This is a genomic window from Aestuariivivens marinum (assembly GCF_022662175.1).
Classification (GTDB): domain Bacteria; phylum Bacteroidota; class Bacteroidia; order Flavobacteriales; family Flavobacteriaceae; genus Aestuariivivens; species Aestuariivivens marinum.
In genome coordinates this window covers 400,657-418,160 of the sequence record NZ_JAKMCR010000002.1, presented here as the reverse complement: position 1 = coordinate 418,160, position 17,504 = coordinate 400,657, and the positions used below count along the sequence as shown (strand labels likewise).

10 protein-coding genes and 1 tRNA gene are annotated in these 17,504 nt (G+C 38.6%); 5 read left to right on the top strand and 6 right to left on the bottom strand.

Annotated elements, in window-relative coordinates; translation table 11 throughout:
* Window positions 1-44: 44 nt before the first annotated feature.
* The 5 genes from MR053_RS09110 to MR053_RS09090 all read right to left on the bottom strand — a co-directional run bounded on the left by MR053_RS09110 (window position 45) and on the right by MR053_RS09090 (window position 4,033).
* Entirely contained in the window at window positions 45-1,454 is a 1,410-nt protein-coding gene (locus MR053_RS09110) for an MBL fold metallo-hydrolase (RefSeq protein ID WP_242132138.1), read from the bottom strand.
* A gap of 110 nt (window positions 1,455-1,564) precedes the next feature.
* Entirely contained in the window at window positions 1,565-2,356 is a 792-nt protein-coding gene (locus MR053_RS09105; protein ID WP_242132137.1) for a sulfite exporter TauE/SafE family protein, read from the bottom strand.
* Entirely contained in the window at window positions 2,357-2,770 is a 414-nt protein-coding gene (locus MR053_RS09100; RefSeq protein ID WP_242132136.1) for a DUF6691 family protein, read from the bottom strand.
* 2 nt (window positions 2,771-2,772) lie between these two features.
* On the bottom strand, window positions 2,773-3,330 hold the full coding sequence (locus MR053_RS09095; RefSeq protein ID WP_242132135.1) for a YeeE/YedE family protein: 558 nt from the start codon (window positions 3,328-3,330) through the stop codon (window positions 2,773-2,775).
* Window positions 3,331-3,403: 73 nt separating this feature from the next.
* A complete protein-coding gene (locus tag MR053_RS09090; RefSeq protein ID WP_242132134.1) occupies window positions 3,404-4,033 on the bottom strand; it encodes a Crp/Fnr family transcriptional regulator in 630 nt (209 codons plus the stop codon).
* Between the two features lie 82 nt (window positions 4,034-4,115).
* On the opposite strand from MR053_RS09090, the gene MR053_RS09085 reads away from it, so the two are divergent.
* The 3 genes from MR053_RS09085 to MR053_RS09075 all read left to right on the top strand — a co-directional run bounded on the left by MR053_RS09085 (window position 4,116) and on the right by MR053_RS09075 (window position 12,349).
* Window positions 4,116-4,189: transfer RNA gene (locus MR053_RS09085), tRNA-Arg, on the top strand.
* A gap of 617 nt (window positions 4,190-4,806) precedes the next feature.
* Window positions 4,807-7,521, top strand: coding sequence for a PKD domain-containing protein (locus MR053_RS09080; protein ID WP_242132133.1), 2,715 nt, complete (start codon window positions 4,807-4,809; stop codon window positions 7,519-7,521).
* Between the two features lie 4 nt (window positions 7,522-7,525).
* Window positions 7,526-12,349: a glycine-rich domain-containing protein gene (locus tag MR053_RS09075; protein WP_262916235.1), complete on the top strand. Its 4,824-nt coding sequence runs from the start codon at window positions 7,526-7,528 to the stop codon at window positions 12,347-12,349.
* Between the two features lie 285 nt (window positions 12,350-12,634).
* Here the strand turns inward: MR053_RS09075 and ccsA are convergent, their stop codons facing one another.
* The gene (ccsA, locus tag MR053_RS09070; protein WP_242132132.1) at window positions 12,635-15,814 is read right to left on the bottom strand and encodes a cytochrome c biogenesis protein; all 3,180 of its coding nucleotides are present in this window, start codon (window positions 15,812-15,814) and stop codon (window positions 12,635-12,637) included.
* Between the two features lie 146 nt (window positions 15,815-15,960).
* Between ccsA and MR053_RS09065 the strand changes: the two genes are divergently transcribed.
* A complete protein-coding gene (locus MR053_RS09065; protein ID WP_242132131.1) occupies window positions 15,961-16,695 on the top strand; it encodes a hypothetical protein in 735 nt (244 codons plus the stop codon).
* Between the two features lie 18 nt (window positions 16,696-16,713).
* The gene (locus tag MR053_RS09060) at window positions 16,714-17,427 is read left to right on the top strand and encodes a GW dipeptide domain-containing protein (protein ID WP_242132130.1); all 714 of its coding nucleotides are present in this window, start codon (window positions 16,714-16,716) and stop codon (window positions 17,425-17,427) included.
* Window positions 17,428-17,504: the final 77 nt, after the last annotated feature.

Genomic DNA, 17,504 nt, shown 5'->3' with positions numbered 1-17,504 from the left:
TAAAAATTTCTCTTATTTAAAATATGATTTCATTATAAAAAACCTTACAATGTTGACGGACAAACATAATTGGTTTTTGGTAAATCGGTGCTTTTTAGTGCTGCATAACCACCTGCTATATCAATAACATCGAAGCCTCTTGCTTTTAGTATGGATGACGCTATAACAGAACGGTAACCACCAGCGCAATGCACATAGTACGTTTTATTTTTGGCAATAGTATTCATATTGTCATTAATATAATCTAAAGCAAAATGTTGCACATGGTCTCCTTCTAAATGTTCTGATTTGTATTCACCATCTTTTCTAACGTCCAGTGTGGCTATTACCTCTCTTTTCATTCTATTTTCATACTCATTGGCAGAAATAGATTCGATGCCTTCAATGTCCTTACCGGCATTTTCCCAAGCTTTTATACCGCCTTCAAGATAGCCTAAGGTATTATCGTATCCTACACGTGATAAACGGGTAACCGTTTCTTTTTCCTTCCCTTCAGGCGTTACCAATAAAATGGGTTGTTTTAAATCGGTTATCAATGCTCCTACCCATGGCGCAAAACCACCATGTAATCCTATAAAAATGGAGTTGGGAATATGCGCTTTCACAAAATCATTTTCGTGCCTAACATCTAGGACCAATGCATCTTCTTGATTGGCAATGCTTTCAAAATCTTCAGGTGACAAAGGATTGTCTCCTTTTTTTAATACCGTTTCAAATTCATCATATCCAGATTTGTTCATCATAGCATTTTTGGCAAAGTATTGGGGTGGGGGAGCAATACCGTCCAAAACTTCTTCTATAAATTCCTCTCGGGTCATATTGGCACGCAGGGCATAGTTTGTCTTCTTTTGTTCACCTAAAACCCCAACGGTTTCTTTACTTAAATTTTTACCACATGCCGAACCGGCACCATGGGCTGGATATACAATAGTATCGTCGGGTAAGGGCATTATTTTATTACGCAAAGAATCGTATAACATACCGGCTAAATCTTCCTTGGTTAAATTGGATTTAATGGCTAGATCAGGACGACCAACATCACCTAAAAACAGGGTGTCTCCAGAAAAAATAGCGTGTTCCTTTCCATTTTCATCCAATAATAAAAACGTCGAAGATTCCAGGGTGTGACCAGGGGTATGCAATACTTTAATACTTACCTTGCCCAATTTGAAGATTTCATTATCCTTAGCTTCATGAATATCGTAATTGGTTTTTGCTCCAGGGCCGTAAATAATTGTAGCACCTGTTTTTTTGGCTAAATCTATGTGCCCAGAAACAAAATCGGCATGGAAGTGGGTTTCAAAAATATATTTTATTTTAGCATTTTCCTTATTGGCCCTATCTACATACTGTTGCGTTTCACGAAGAGGATCAATTATTGCAACTTCTCCATCAGATTCTATATAGTACGCACCTTGAGCAAGACATCCCGTATATATTTGTTCTATTTTCATAACTATGCTATTTTGTGTGGTAAAAAATGTTGTAATTTTTGTTGTACAAAAATAATTGACTTTATTAAAATGATTTGTGACTTATGTCACAAACAATAAATCTATTGAAATTAGCTTATCTCTTTATAAATAATATAGATAGCCATAAGCAGCGTAAAGACTCCAAAGCCCTTTTTCAGTTTTCCTCCACTAATAAATTTGGATAGGAAAACACCCAAAACTATACCAATAATCGATATAAATGTAAAAGTAAGAAGAAAAACCCATTCTATTTCTATGGTTAGCACATCCCCTATAAAACCTATAAGAGAGTTTATGGCAACAATAACCAAAGAGGTTCCTACAGCTTTTTTCATAGGAATATTGGCCCAAAGAACTAAAGCGGGGACATACAAAAAACCACCACCTGCACCAATAATACCTGTAATAGTACCTATCACAATTCCTTGAATAAATGTTTTATAGTAAGGTTGCTTGTGGTGTGTTGAGACATTGTTTTTCGAGTTTTTGATCATTGAAATTGAAGCCAGCAACATAATAATGGAGAAAAATACCATAATGGCAATGTCTTTCGTTATCACGTAATCGGCTAGGCTAAAAAGTGTTTCAGGGATATCATGAACCAAATATCTTCGTGAAAGATAAACCGCTAAAAACGAAGGAAATGAAAAAGCTAATCCCGTTTTAAAATCCACTAATCCTTTTTTGTATTTCTGAAAGGTTCCAACCAATGAAGAAGTTCCAACCACAAATAAGGAATAGGCTGTTGCTACAACAGGATTGTAACCTAATAGATAAACCAATAGGGGTACGGTTAGTATAGAGCCGCCACCACCTATTAAGCCTAATATTAACCCCACAATAAGGGCTCCTAAGTATCCTAAAAGTTGGAGGTTATCCATTTAATGCGGTAGTTTGTCCTTTAATAAACCATAAATAAAGGTGCCCAAAATAGCAGCAGCTATAACAATTAGCATACTATAAACACCTGTCCCCACTAATATGTACATGGGGCCTGGGCAAGCTCCCATAAGGGCCCATCCTAAACCAAAAATACTACCCCCTACAATGTTTTTAATAAGCCCATTTTCTTTTTTGGGAACATAAATTTCTGCGCCTTCAATATTCTTAATATAGCCTCTTTTAGAAATTTGCAAGAACACTATTCCGGAAATTATGGCTGTTCCTATAATACCATACATGTGAATGGATTGAAACCTAAACATTTCATAGATACGATACCAGGAAACAACTTCCGATTTTACTAAAACAATTCCGAAGAATATACCAACCAATAAAAATTTTAAATATTTCATACTTAAAAAATTAGGGGTAATATAAAATTAGCCATGAGCAATCCTCCAATAAAAAAACCAATTACGGCAATAAGTGAAGGTTTTTGTAAACTGCTTAAACCAGTTATGGCATGTCCAGAAGTACACCCTCCAGCATATCGTGTGCCAAAACCAACCAATAAACCACCTACAATCAACAATAAAAGTCCTTTAGTAGAATTTATGGCTTCAGTACCATACATTTCATTAGGCACCAAAGTAGATCCAGAATTAGAAAAGCCCATGCTGTTAAGTTCTTTAATTGTAGTAGGGTTTAATTCCGTAATACTATCGTTGGATAGATATTGTGTGGCAATAAATCCACCAATAATGGCGCCAGCCACTACAATTAAATTCCACGACTGTTCCTTCCAATTCATCTTAAAAAAATTAGAAAATTTTCCGGCTCCTGCCATAGTACAAAAGGTTTGAAGGTTAGACGACATGCCAAAGGTTTTACCAAAGTAAAGCAATAAAGCCATTACCAATGCTATTAGTGGGCCAGATACATACCATGGCCAGGGATTTAATAAGTGTTCCATTAAGTTTTAGTGTTTATATGATGCGAAAATAATTTTACATCTAGGTTGGTTATGTTACAAAAGTTACTTACCCTTATAACACTTCAATTTTGTTTCTGCTTAATTTTATTTTCTCTTCATTTTCCAATTGTTTTAGCAACCTAGAAATAACTACCCGTGAGGTATGTAAATCTTCAGCTATGTCTTGGTGCTTTACATTAATGGTGTTTGAACCATGAAGTTTTGTTTTTTCAACAAGGTACTTGTTCAGTCGCTCATCCATTTTCATAAATGCTATATTATCAATTGTATCCAGCATTTCATCAAAGCGTTCCTGATAACTCTCCAAAATATAGGTTCTCCAGCTCATGTTATTATGGAACCATTGGAGCATGTTTTGAACAGGTATCATAACCAAACTGGAGTCTTTTTCTGCTACGGCACGAATTTTACTTTTAGTTGTTCCCATGCAGCATGTTAGGGACATGGTACAAGTTTCGCCAGCCTCCAAAAAGTAAATAAGCAACTCATTGCCCTCATTATCTTCCCTTAAAATTTTAATATTACCCGATATTAAAAGCGGAATAAATTTCAGAGGTTGACCAATGTCTATGATAATATCATTTTTCTTATAAGTTTTAAACATGCCTATCTGTGAGATCTCACCTATTAGGTTTTCGTCCAAGATATGGCCGTATTTTTCTTGTAGTATTAGTTTATCCATAGATCAAAAATAGTGAATTGAAAATTGAATTGAATATTTTGGCTAAGTTTTAATAAAAATACTATATTTGCACCCTCAAAACGGCCTCGTGGCGCAACTGAATAGCGCATCTGATTACGGCTCAGAAGGTTACAGGTTTGAATCCTGTCGAGGTCACTTTAATTAAAAGCAACTTATTAATTGTCAATAAGTTGCTTTTTGTTTTTCAAGTTATTCCTGTTAAATGTAACTGAAAATTTAATCAAAGGGATGGCTTTGTAAATCCCATAAGCCGTATATTTAGAAGAAATGACATATGCCTAATTGCACTACACTTTTTCTTGCTTAATTTCATCAATATTATTAGGGTTTTTATTAAAAAAAAGAGTTTAAAATATAGCTTATAATTTTTAATAAATGATTGTTAGTTTCCATTTTATACCCTTGCGTGTTTTTTCAAGATTTTTTGGGTATAAAATATATGGGTTATCCTTTTCATTATATAACCTTGCATATTACAGCGTTCCTAATCTCTCTTGCCTTTTGTCATTTTTTGATAGTAGCTTATTTTGTTAAAAAATTGAAAATATAAGCATTGTTTAAACAGTATTAATCTGTTATCGGATTGATGAACATGAAATCAATTTTTTTCAGTCCCAATTTACAATTATACTTGAGGAGTTAACTAAGTATATGTAGGGGTATTATGACTTAAAAATTAATGAATTAGCTGACTTATGTCATAGAATTAACAGATATCAAATTATATATTTGAAATTGGTTATTTATCGTCAATGCTTTCCATTGTAAAACATATTCTATTTTGTAATCTTTTTATGTGTTTTGTACTGTCTTTAAATTCACAAAACACTCAAGATGATTATGTCCCTTCACAACTAATTAGCTATGGTATTGATGCACCCGGCAGGATGGCTATTGATTCTAATGATTACATCTATGTTATAGATGTTGACAAAAAAAGTATTATTATTTATGATGGTAGTGGAGTATATAAAAGCATAATAGCTACCGATTTTAATCCTATTTCAATTGCCGTAAATAAAAAAGGACAACTCTTTGTTGGGGATGAGATTACTGGAAATATTTATCATTTAAAATATGATGGCAGTAAATCTTTGTTCCATTCAGGCACAAAATTACCCAATTCAATGACTTTTGGATTTAAAAACATATTGTATGTTACAGACAGTGAAGCTAAGGAAGTATTAGGGCTGAATGTGTCTGGTAACACCGTACTTCAATTTTCAGATCCAAATTTCACATTTCCAACGGGAATTGCTTTCGATGAAAAGAATAATAGGTTAGTGGTTTCAGAACATGGCGGTATAGGGCCTGAAACAGATACCTATTGTAACCAAAATGGGGGGTGGGCAGTACGAAATTATGGACCCAATACCTCAATATATACATTTGATTTAAACGGAACCTTGCTAAATCAATTTGGATGTTTTGGTAGGTTAGAAGGGCAAAATCACAGAATTCAAGGAATTGCTGTTGGTCCATGTGGAAATATTTACGCTATAGATCCTTATCTGGCGCGTATAAGTGTGTATGATGAATCCGGAAATTTTTTAACGAATATAGGTCAATGGGGTTATGGTTCCGGGGAGTTTGATCTTCCTGTAGATATTCTGTTCACTACAGACCATAAATTAATCGTGTCATCCATGGATAAGGCGAGCCTTGATGTGTTTGAAATCAACATGCCAACACCAACAGCAATTATTAAATCAGCAGATATCACTACCTGTTCGGATTCAGCTGAATTGGAAGTTCACTTTACAGGAATAGCTCCCTGGACTTTTACATATACCATAGACGGAGAAAACCCCTCTCAGATCACAACGAGTGAAAATCCGTATATGCTGACAGCTGGTCCTGGTTGGTATGAAATTACTGCCTTAACCGATGGTAGTGCAGCCTCTACAGATTGCTTTACCGGGGGGGCTATGGTAACCCAGTCAAGTGCGCCTACAGTTGCAGTAAGTGATACCAACTTAGATACCTGTTTCAATGATGGTTTGGGTATTGCTATTACATTAACCGGAACCCCTCCGTTTAAATTTACGTATACTATTGACAACCAAGCTCCAATTGAGGTAGTTACAACAGAATATACCTATTCCCTTATTCCAGATATTTCCGGATTATATGAAATAACCTCCGTCAATGATGATGGTTGCAGTGGTTCGGTAATTAATGGCCTGGTAGAGGTGGTTGTAAATCCATTACCTACCGCAGAAATTACCAATGGCAATGACAGGATCATTATTCGTGAAGGAGAGTCGACGGAGTTAACCATCGCCTTTACCGGGACAGGACCCTGGACCTTTACTTATGAAATTGATGACAAAAACCCGGTCTCCATCACAACCGATCAGAATCCCTATCTTTTGTCGGCATCGATGGAAGGTACCTATGAGGTTGTTCAAGTAACCGATGTTAATTGTTCAAGTAACATAAGTAAGGGTTATCCTGAAATTGTTTTCGGCAATATTCTTGAACCAGCAACAGCGACCATTGAAACCGCCACCCAAACTATTTGTAAGGGTAAAACTGCAACAATTCCAATTTCATTTACTGGCACACCACCTTGGACATTTGGTTATACCATTGATGGCAATTCCGTTGGAGAAATTACAACGAATGAACCCCTTTATCAATTAATAACATCAACTCCTGGGATTTATGAGTTAAGCTCATTGACAGATGGTTTAAATAATCCAGGGACATTTTCAGGTTCAGTTGAGGTAACGGAAGCACCGGAGCCCGCACTTGATTTAGGGCCTGATATTGCTATTTGTGAAGGAGACTCGACCTATACACTGGATGCCGGACTATTCGATAGTTACCTGTGGAACGACGGAAGCACCGGCAGAACACTTGAAGTTACCTCAGAAGGAACTTATAGTGTTACGGTGAGTAATGCTGAGGGCTGTACAGCTACCGATTATGTTAATGTAACGTTACATTCATTTGTAAATTCTGACTTTTACTATGATGTCAATCGGTTTGAAGTGCAGTTTGTCAGCAACGCCACTGAAGCCGATGCGCATTATTGGGAATTTGGAGATAAAACCACTTCCACGGAGGAGAACCCCATCCATACCTATAGTAAAAAAGGGAATTATACGGTCATTTATACGGCCATAAATGATAATTGTGGTACGCTCCAGGTGAGTAAAGTAGTAAATGTAGGCAGCAATATAGAGACCGATGTTGTTATGATTTATCCCAACCCATCCTATGGACAATTTACTATCAAAATTACTCCATTGATACCAATAACTTCCAACATCAGTATACTCATTAACAGTACTTCCGGACAAAGTATTTATGCAGAGGTCTTCGATCCAAATTATTTAACACAATATGATGGCAGTATGTATATACCTGTCAGTATTGAAAGTTTTGACAAGGGAATTTATATTGTATATATCAATGCTGGAAATTTTGCAGAACAGGAAAAGCTGGTCTTAAAAGATTGAACATATGAAAACAAATAAGCACTATATAAAACTGTTGAAATTTAACCTTGGATTATTCACTTTCTTATTTGTTTTAGTTCAAATGTCTTATGCGCAAACCACAGAAACATTTACCTCAGATGGCACATTTACTGTTCCCCCCGGAGTCACTGAAATAACAGTGGAATGCTGGGGAGCTGGAGGTGGAGGAACTCAACCTAATGGCGGTGGCGGCGGTGGCGGTTCTTATGCAAGAAGTGTTTTATCTGGTGTTTCTGGTAGTTATACTGTAATAGTAGGTGCAGGGGGAGCTCCGGGTAACAGCGGTGGATCGTCAAGTTTTGATGGAGGAACTGTAAATGCACCTGGAGGAGTAGGTGCTACTGGAATAGCAGGTGCTAGTGGTGGGAGTGGTGGAACAGGAGATGTCACATATAATGGAGGAAACGGAGCAGCTGGTTCAAGTGCTCAGGGTGGAAATGGCGGCGGTGGCGGCGGCGGTGCGGGCTCAACTGGACCTGGAGGTAATGCTACTGGAACAACTGGAGGTACCGGAACTGCTAATAATGGTGGTGACGGTGGTGAAGGAGCGAAAACTGGTGGAAATGGTTCAATTTATGGTGGTGGTGGTGGTGGTACAAAAAACACCACTCCTGGATCTGGAGCTAATGGATATGTTACTGTAACTTATACTGTTGCAGCTTCAAATTGTCCTGCATCAACTTCAGTAATTCCAACCGCTACACAAACCCTTTGTCAAGGAGACGCTTCAGGTCTGCTTACAGCAAATGTAACAACTTCTGGAGGTTCTGGAACGCCAACTATTCAGTACCAATGGTATTACAATACAACCAACAGCAATACGGTTTCCGGAGCGACCTTGATTGCAGGTGCAATCAGTGCAACATATTCACCGTTGACCACAGCCGCCGAAATTGGTGACCGCTGGTATTTTTGTGTGGGTTATGCTACGGATAACAATTGTTCGCAAACCAATGCAGACCAATCTTTGGCATCCAATGCAGTGCAGGTTACGGTAAATCCGCCTGCACCTTCGCAACCCGGGGCCATTTCCGGACCAACACCAGTTGATCCTTCCACATCGGGTTTAAATTACAGCATTTCTGCGGTTCCTGATGCGACCACTTATAACTGGACCGTACCAACGGGATGGACCATAGATTCCGGACAGGGGACCACGTCAATATCCGTTACTTCCGGAACTGAAGGTCAGGATGGTGACATCACGGTCACGGCCGAAAACAGCTGCGGGACGAGCCCTGCATCCTCACTGGCAGTGAGTATAACGGTGGCATCGAATTGTCCTCAATCCACCTCGGTAAGTCCATCGGGTGCTCAGACCCTATGTCAGGATGATGTCGCAAGTCAATTAACAGCCAACGTCACGACTTCGGGAGGTTCAGGAACACCAACGCTTTTATACCAATGGTACTACAATTCAAGTAACAGCAATACTGTAGGAACGGCAACACTAATATCCGGGGCAACTGCGGCTACTTATACACCCCCAACCGATGCATCAACCCTTGGTGATCGATGGTATTTTTGTGTGGGTTATGCCACGGACAATGGTTGCGGACAAACCAATGCCGACCAAACCCTGGCTTCCAATGCCGTTCAGGTAACCGTAAATCCTCCAGCTCCTGCACAACCTGGAGCTATCAGTGGTTCAACAACTGTCCCTGAAAGTACAAGTGGGTTAGTTTACAGTGTTACCGAAGTTCCCAATGCAACTTTTTATACCTGGAATGTCCCTGCGGGATGGACCATTAATTCAGGGCAGAATACCAACTCGATATCGGTGACTTCCGGAACTGCGGGTCAAAATGGTGATGTCACGGTTTATGCGGGAAATAGTTGTGGCAATAGCCCGACTACAACTTTAGCTGTAACTTCCGAAGCAATTGATTGCCCAATATCAACCGCTGTTGCTCCAACTGCTTTTCAAGATCTGTGTGTAGGCGACCCTGCTAACACATTAACAGCCACCGTGAGTACTTCTGGTGGGTCAGGTACACCCACCGTACAATATCAATGGTATTATAATACCAGCAACAGCAATAATATAGGTTCCGCAACCCTATTGTCTGGTGCCACTTCCGATACTTATACCCCTGATAATTCAAGTGCTGCAGCTGGTAATCGTTATTATTTCTGTGTGGGATACGCTTCAGATAATGGCTGTGGGCAGACAAATGCCACACAAGATCAAGCCTCAAACACGGTTAGAGTATTGGTGACGCCAGTACCAGATACACCGGGAGCCATTTCAGGGCAACCGGATACGACGCCCAATACATCAGGTTACACATATAGTATTACGGCTGTTACCTATGCAACTACTTATACCTGGACAGTACCTTCAGGATGGACGATTAACTCGGGACAAGGAACGACTTCCATTTCTGTGACTTCTGGAGCTAATGGAGAAAATGGAAATATTACTGTTACTGCCTCTAATGTTTGCGGTACCAGTACAGCTTCGATACTTGCAGTAACCTCTTCAACTGCCGCAAGTCCACCGACCATTACATTAGGAACCATTTCACAAATCTGTAAAGGAACCACAACGGCAAATTTACCTTATACGGCAACGACCGATGATCCTGATCTATATAGTATTACGTTTACAAGTTCGGCATTGGCCGCAGGTTTTACAAATGTTGTTGATGCCACTTTACCTGTAAGTCCAATACCAATAACAGTTCCTGCAACAGCTCCAAAAGCCAAATATTATGGGACCTTGAAGGTAAAGAACTCAACTACCGGCTACTCCAGTATCGGGTATTCAATAATCATTGATGTTAATGATATTCCACCAACACCCAGTATTTCTGGTAACGCCACAGTCCCGCAAAACAGTACTGGTTTTAAATATTCGGCCTCAGCTAGTGGAGCAACATCATTCACATGGGTGGTGCCTTCCGGATTTACGATTACTGCCGGACAGGGAACAAGCCAGATCATTGTTGATACGGGACCAGCTCAAGCTGCTGCTGATATCACTGTTACTGCTACAAATACTTGTGGTACCAGTGCAGCAGGTTCTAAGACTGTAGTTATCTCTATCGCAACAAATCATACCTATTATAACTGTAACTCATGCCATATTACCCATAGTGCTCCAGGTATGAGTTTGACCAGTATCGCAGGAAATGATAATTTATGTCAGAGCTGTCATACTTCTACCGGTGCGGCCAGTGCAAAACCATTTACGGCGGCAGATAATATCAATACTTTTCCTGCTACGGGCGATTCCCATGCATGGAATGTCAATGCGGTAAATGCCTCAAAGGAAACCAATGTACCGAGTAATTCGCAAATGGCCATGCGGGTTATTTCAGGTCAAATTATTTGTTCTACATGCCACGACCAGCACAATACTTCAGCAGCCTCACCGCATTTGAGAGCCAGTAATGTGGGAGATGCCATGTGTAAGGACTGTCACTCTGCTAGAAATGTGGGGATATACAATGATTCCCCCTCTACCAATAGAGGATCCCACCCTGTTGGTGTTGCTTATAATGGAGGGGATTCACGATTCAATGCGGCACCATCAAACACCCAATTGGTAAGCGGTAATGTAGAGTGTTCAAGTTGTCATGGTGTACACGACGTGACGGGATCTTTAGGATTGGCAGCAAATGGAAATCTTTTAAGAACTACCAACGACGCTTCATTATGTACAGATTGTCATACATATGGTACACACAACGGTATGGATTGTCTGGATTGCCACCAGCCACATAATACTAATAAAGGCAATATTTACATGGTACGAAATACCATAACAACACCTAATAGTGGTGATAAACCGGTAATCTTTACAGCCGAAACGAGTACTAATTCTTTTGCTGATGGCAATGCAACCTATGATGGTGTTTGTGAAGTATGCCATACAACAACCACGCATTTCAATAACACCGGTACTGCCAGCGATCAAAATCATACCAGTCAGGGTGCGGGTATACCTGGTCAAAACTGTACCGTTTGTCATCCGCACAGCTCCAATTTCTCGCCATCTGGCGGTGGTTGTAACTCATGCCATGAAACCAATGCACCCACATTTACATCAGCTGTTCATGTCACACATAAGGATAGGTATGGCTATGCTTGTAACACATGCCATTTCGGACATGGTAGTGGAGGGGCCAACGAAGGCGGAACCCATCCAAATGGGACCATAAATATTGTCTTTGATCCAAATGGAATGGCTACAAGAAATGGTCAGGACGGAAATACTCCAGTATTTAATGGAGATAAAACATGTGATAATATTTATTGCCATAGTAATGGTAGAACTTCCCATCGGGGTCAGGAAGCTGATTTCGCTACTAATCCTTGGGATCCTGACACGAATCCTACAGGAGCATTTGAATGGAGTGCTACAATTGGCCCACAAACAGCAACTTATATTACCACTCCAGTTTGGAATGTTGGAACATTAACAGCTTGCAATAGTTGTCATGGTGCCGCTGGTAATATGGAACCAGATTATACCATTACTAATACTGTAGCTGGTCCTGTTACAGGAACGGGTGATGTGCCTCCATTTGATAGTCATACAAGAGGTGCTCATATTTCTAATAGTCAAAATCTTTCAGGTAACGGCTGGAGCAATGTGCAATGTTTCTGGTGTCACAATGCTAATAACGGTAGTGATGCATCTCCAAATTTACAAGGAACTTATGGTACTTCTTGGCATGTTGATGGTGAGAGTTACTTTAGACCACTCTGGTATAGTAATGGCGGAACCATGGTAAATACAATTACTTATTCGGCTGAAGGTTCTGCCGGCCATTGCGGTAATGGTAAGACCTGTTGGTAAAAATGATAATGGGCATTAATGTAAATTAATCCTGTACCCTAAAATTTGAAGAGCTCGCAAAAGCGGGCTTTTTATTTAGGGTAGGTTCATATATTAGCAGAAAGCATAAGAGTACTTCAGTAAAGCCATTCGAAGAATTAAACACACTTTAAATTACGAGAAGATTGTAAATACGATTTAAATGGATATATAAATCATAAATGAAATGACCAGGCCTAACACAAAATGAAAAACCTTGCCCAAGCCGGGCAAGGTTTTTCATAATGTATATATAAAACTTAAAAATTATTCCGGAAACTGTTTTCTGTAATATCTTTCCTTTAATCCTGCTGCGGCAATAAAAACAACGATGGTTAAAATGGTAATCCATGCCCAGACAGGAAATACGGGTGTATCGCCGCTTGCGTAAGAATGCATGCCTTTGGTAAAATAATAATTTACTCCGAAAAAGGTCATTAATACAGAGCCAAAACCAAATACAGCAGCCACATTAAAAATATATTCGCCTTTGATCTTAGGCGCTAATCTCATGTGAAGGATGATGGTATAAACTATGGTGATGACCAATGCCCAGGTTTCCTTGGCATCCCATCCCCAGTAACGACCCCAGGATTCATTGGCCCAAACGCCTCCCAGGAAGGTTCCTACAGTGGCCAATAATAAGCCTATGGTCAAATTCATTTCATTGATATAGGTCAATTCTTTTATCATCAGTGAAACCCGATTCCAATTTTTGGTGGTTTTGGACAGATAGAGCCCCATGTTAAAAAGCCCTAAAATAAAGCCCAAGCCTAAAAATCCATAACTTATGGTTAAGGTAGCCACATGAATGATGAGCCAATAGGATTTTAATACCGGTTGCAAATTGGTTAGCTGAGGATCATAGTTACTATGGCCGGCGGTCATTAAGGTAAAGAAGGCTAGTAGAGCGGTTGCGGCCAAAGTGATTTTTGAATACCGCATAAAACAGAATCCTGCTAGTAAACTGGACCAGGATACCAGTATTAAAGCTTCATAGCCATTGCTCCAGGGAGCGTGACCAGACAGGTACCAGCGCATGCCCATACCATAGGTGTGGTATAAGAAGGCAAGTGCAAGTATAGAAATAGAAATATTTAAAATAATGGTCAGTAGCTTATTGCTTTTTGACCTTAAATTGTCAATAAAAGTAAGCAGAAGCAATAGGACACTTAATAAGCTGTATACTTTTTTAAGATTGTTAAAAATGTTGGATTTATTATAGCTAATTTCTTTTTTAATTTTTGAAATAGACGGAATAGCTGAATTGACTCCATCCTGTCTTTGAATGCTTTTAATATAACCAAGTATTTTATTGGCCCTTGTATAATTGGCTGTTTTAGAAGCATTGATCAACTCCAAAAAATAGGTCCTCATAATACTGGTATAATTCAATTCGGGCAATTGCAGATCATCATTAATGATTCGGATGCTTCCTGTTAGAGGTTGTCGTGCTAATGGGTCTTCCCAACTTACCCATTTGTTGTTTTCTGAATTTTGTACAGGAAAAATATCCAACATATTGCCTTGATAGGTCATCATAAAGATCTCCAATCGCTCATTCAATTTAATCAATTCCTTATCAAATTTATTGCGTTCGGCATCAGCTTTTCTAAAAGCAGTTTCTGCAAATGTAGCCAGCTTATACTGTCCCTTTTCATCGAAAAAATCTATAAACGAAGCATATTTGCCATTGATACCAATAAGATCTGAAACAGACTGTTCCCTAATGTAAATAATATCTTGATTCTTCCAGAATTCAACGTTAAGCGGGATGTCCAAGAATACCTGCATCAAGCTCAATTCTCCCCGTTCTGGAATGTTAAACTTGTCTTTTCTTGAAATTTTATGCATCACATCAATAGCCAGTGTGTGTATAGGTTCAAATCGCCCTTCATAATTCTGTACAACAAGTTCACCAAATTGATCGGCATGGGTTTCACTTACCGCATATGGACTGGCTTCGTGTTGATGATTTTGGTGGGCTTGTTGTGCAAATAATGACCCTGAGACAATAAAAAATATTCCTATAAAAGATAGTGCTTTTCTACGTGCTCTCGTTTGCCTAATCATTAGCATTAAACTCCAGTATCTTGAGTTTTTATTGAATAAAGTCCAAATAAAACCAATAATCATCAAGGCATATCCTAAATAGGTGATCATTGTCCCCCAAAAATCATGGTTTACAGATAACACGGTTCCTTTTTCATCTTGATCATATGAAGATTGGAAAAAACGATAGCCGCCATAATCAAGGACATTGTTCATAAAAATACGATGGTCTTTTGTAATGCCTTTATTAGGGTCTATAAGCGTAACTTCGCTTGCGTATGAAGAAGGACTCATGGAACCAGAATAGCGTTCCAACTCAAATTTATTAAGTTTCAATGAAAATGGTAAGGTTATTTTTTTCGCACCATAGGCTAATTTAAGACTTAGGTCCTCCAAAGGAACATTTACATAATTTTCCATGTAGCCCGACCCTCCAAGTACATTGATTTCCTGGGTTTTTCCATTGTGCTCCACATCTAAGACCAATGCATTGGGTCGTTTTTCATTATCCTCGGCTTCAACATATGTTATAGCGGTATTACGTAATACTTTAGTGAGCACAACTGCAATTCCAGTTCCTAAAGGCTCGTATAGCTTCATTTTAGTAAATTCACCAAGGCTGTCCTTTGAAATAAGCCCTTCTTCCATATCTGGCATACGAGAAGTTTTAATATCACCGGCATAATTAATAAATAATTGGTCTGCATTACCTGTAATCACCAAGCCATCCGGCCTTGAATTATTATTAAAGGCAATTGGAAAATTGTGGACATACTGTACCTCTCCATCTTTCAATTTAATGTCGTCTTTATGACCTTCAACATTAAGGGTTAATTCAAGCATTGTAAACCCTTGTTCGGCTTCAACATAAGACTCCTTGGCGTTTCTTATAAAATCTTTATATCGAATTGAAATATCCCCTTTTTGTTTGGTTTCAACTTTAACTTCAAAAGCATTATCAGTGATCATGCCTAAGTTCATTTCCTTGTCAAGATTATAATCCTTAGAGCCGTCTGATGCCCTAATATTCAAATAGTTTTGACTGCTGTAAATAAAATTGGACGAGGCACCTTCACGAATATGCATCATGCCTTCAAAACCAATATATCTCGTAATACCTGCACCAATAATGATGATGATAAAAGCGGTATGAAATATAAATCCGGACAATCGTTTCCAGGTTAATAACTGATATCTTTTAACACTACCAATAAAATTAAAGATCATTAACAGCATTAATACTTCAAACCATTTGGCATTGTAAATCAACAATTTTGCAGTTATGGTATCATAAGAGTTTTCAATAAAAGTAGCAACGCCCAAGGCTATTGCAAAAATGACCAATAGGCCTAGGGTTGTTCTCGGGGAGTAAATTATTTTCAATAATTTTTTCATGATAAGTCAGATGAATTTATAATGATTCAGCATCAAAATTACTATAATGCGCCATGATTATAGATGACTTTTGTCAGCTATTCTATACTATATTATAGCTATTTTTGTTATATCTTTTAAATCAATTATAATAAAAAAAAAATAGAATGAAAATCGCTTTAAATTTACTGGTCGTACTCGTACTTTTTTTATCCTGTAAGGATAAATCATCTTCCAAAACCACAACTGAACCTGAAATCCATAAAGGTATAGTTCAAGAAGTGCTTCACGTAAGGGAATATTCTTATATACGTGTATTGGAGGGTGACCAAGAAAAGTGGCTTGCGGCACCCATAACAAATGTTGAAAAGGGGGGTACCTACTATTACAGTAAAACCATGGAGATGAAGAATTTTGAGAGTAAAGAATTAAGCAAAACTTTTGAAACCATTTATTTCATTGAAAAGATAAGCGCCACCGAAGCGGATGTGAAATCACCATTAAAAACAAACCCCCATCCTTTGCCAATGGTATCCAATCAACAAGCAGTACCTGGCCAAGCAACCAAACCAGTTATTGAAAAAAAGGATGTAAATGTGGCTGCTACCGAGAACACCATTAGCATTTCCGAATTATTTAAAAATAGGGAAACCTATAAGAATAAGGTGGTTAGGTTAAGAGGAGAGGTTACAAAATATAACCCTGCCATTATGAATGTTAATTGGTTGCATATTCAAGATGGTACAGACTATGACGGTGAATTTGACCTTACTGTTACCTCTACTTCAACTGTAAAGGTTGGGGATGTGGTTACCATTGAGGGAAAAGTAACTTTAAACAAGGATTTTGGAGCAGGCTACAAGTATGGCATTATTATAGAAAATGCGACAATCCTAAACTAATCTTGAAAGCACAAGACTATGAAAATATTTAAAACAGTTTTTATTTTAGTACTATTTCTATTTGGGGTCGATACCTTGGCACAGGACCCACATGCCGATAGTGGACTCAAAAAAGTAATTGTACAGGAAGTTATACAGGTGTCTTCCTATACTTACTTACATGTTCTGGAAGGTGAAGAAAAAAAATGGATTGCCGTTCCAAAGGTTGAAGCCAAATTAGGCGAAATTTACTATTATAAAGGCGGTATGGCCATGCCCAATTTCCATAGTACGGAACTTAATAGAACTTTCGATTCTGTCCTTTTTTTAGGGGCCATTACTAGTGCCGATGCCATTGATATTGATAATGGCCTAATCGATCCAAATGCACCAAAAGGAGATGGCTCACCAGCAAAGAAACCTACCCTTAATAAATTAGAATTGAACATTGAACCCGTTGAAGGCGGCATTCGTATTGCCACCCTGTTTGAAAACGCTCAACAATATGCTGGAAAACAAGTTAAAATTGTTGGCGAAGTCACCAAATTTACGGCCAGTATCATGGGCAAAAACTGGGTACATTTTCAGGATGGAACATCCCATGAAGGCGCTTACGATTTAATGATTACCACTCAGGAGAATCTAACGGTGGGCGATGTTGTTGTTTTTGAAGGTGTTATTGCAATAAATAAAGATTTTGGGGCTGGATACTTTTATAAAGTCATTATGGAAGATGCGGTTCTGTTAAAGTAAACCCACAGATTAATAGCAATTTAAAAAAGCGCTGTTGGATTATCCTTCAGTGCTTTTTTATGTTATTTCACGGCTAG

Bases quoted from the DNA above. Each gene is read 5' to 3' on its own strand.
- ccsA (WP_242132132.1), bottom strand. From the start codon at position 15,814: ATGAAAAAATTATTGAAAATAATTTACTCCCCGAGAACAACCCTAGGC.
- MR053_RS09090 (WP_242132134.1), bottom strand. From the start codon at position 4,033: ATGGATAAACTAATACTACAAGAAAAATACGGCCATATCTTGGACGAA.
- MR053_RS09075 (WP_262916235.1), top strand. From the start codon at position 7,526: ATGAAAACAAATAAGCACTATATAAAACTGTTGAAATTTAACCTTGGA.
- MR053_RS09065 (WP_242132131.1), top strand. From the start codon at position 15,961: ATGAAAATCGCTTTAAATTTACTGGTCGTACTCGTACTTTTTTTATCC.
- MR053_RS09100 (WP_242132136.1), bottom strand. From the start codon at position 2,770: ATGAAATATTTAAAATTTTTATTGGTTGGTATATTCTTCGGAATTGTT.
- MR053_RS09080 (WP_242132133.1), top strand. From the start codon at position 4,807: ATGCTTTCCATTGTAAAACATATTCTATTTTGTAATCTTTTTATGTGT.
- MR053_RS09105 (WP_242132137.1), bottom strand. From the start codon at position 2,356: ATGGATAACCTCCAACTTTTAGGATACTTAGGAGCCCTTATTGTGGGG.
- MR053_RS09110 (WP_242132138.1), bottom strand. From the start codon at position 1,454: ATGAAAATAGAACAAATATATACGGGATGTCTTGCTCAAGGTGCGTAC.
- MR053_RS09095 (WP_242132135.1), bottom strand. From the start codon at position 3,330: ATGGAACACTTATTAAATCCCTGGCCATGGTATGTATCTGGCCCACTA.
- MR053_RS09060 (WP_242132130.1), top strand. From the start codon at position 16,714: ATGAAAATATTTAAAACAGTTTTTATTTTAGTACTATTTCTATTTGGG.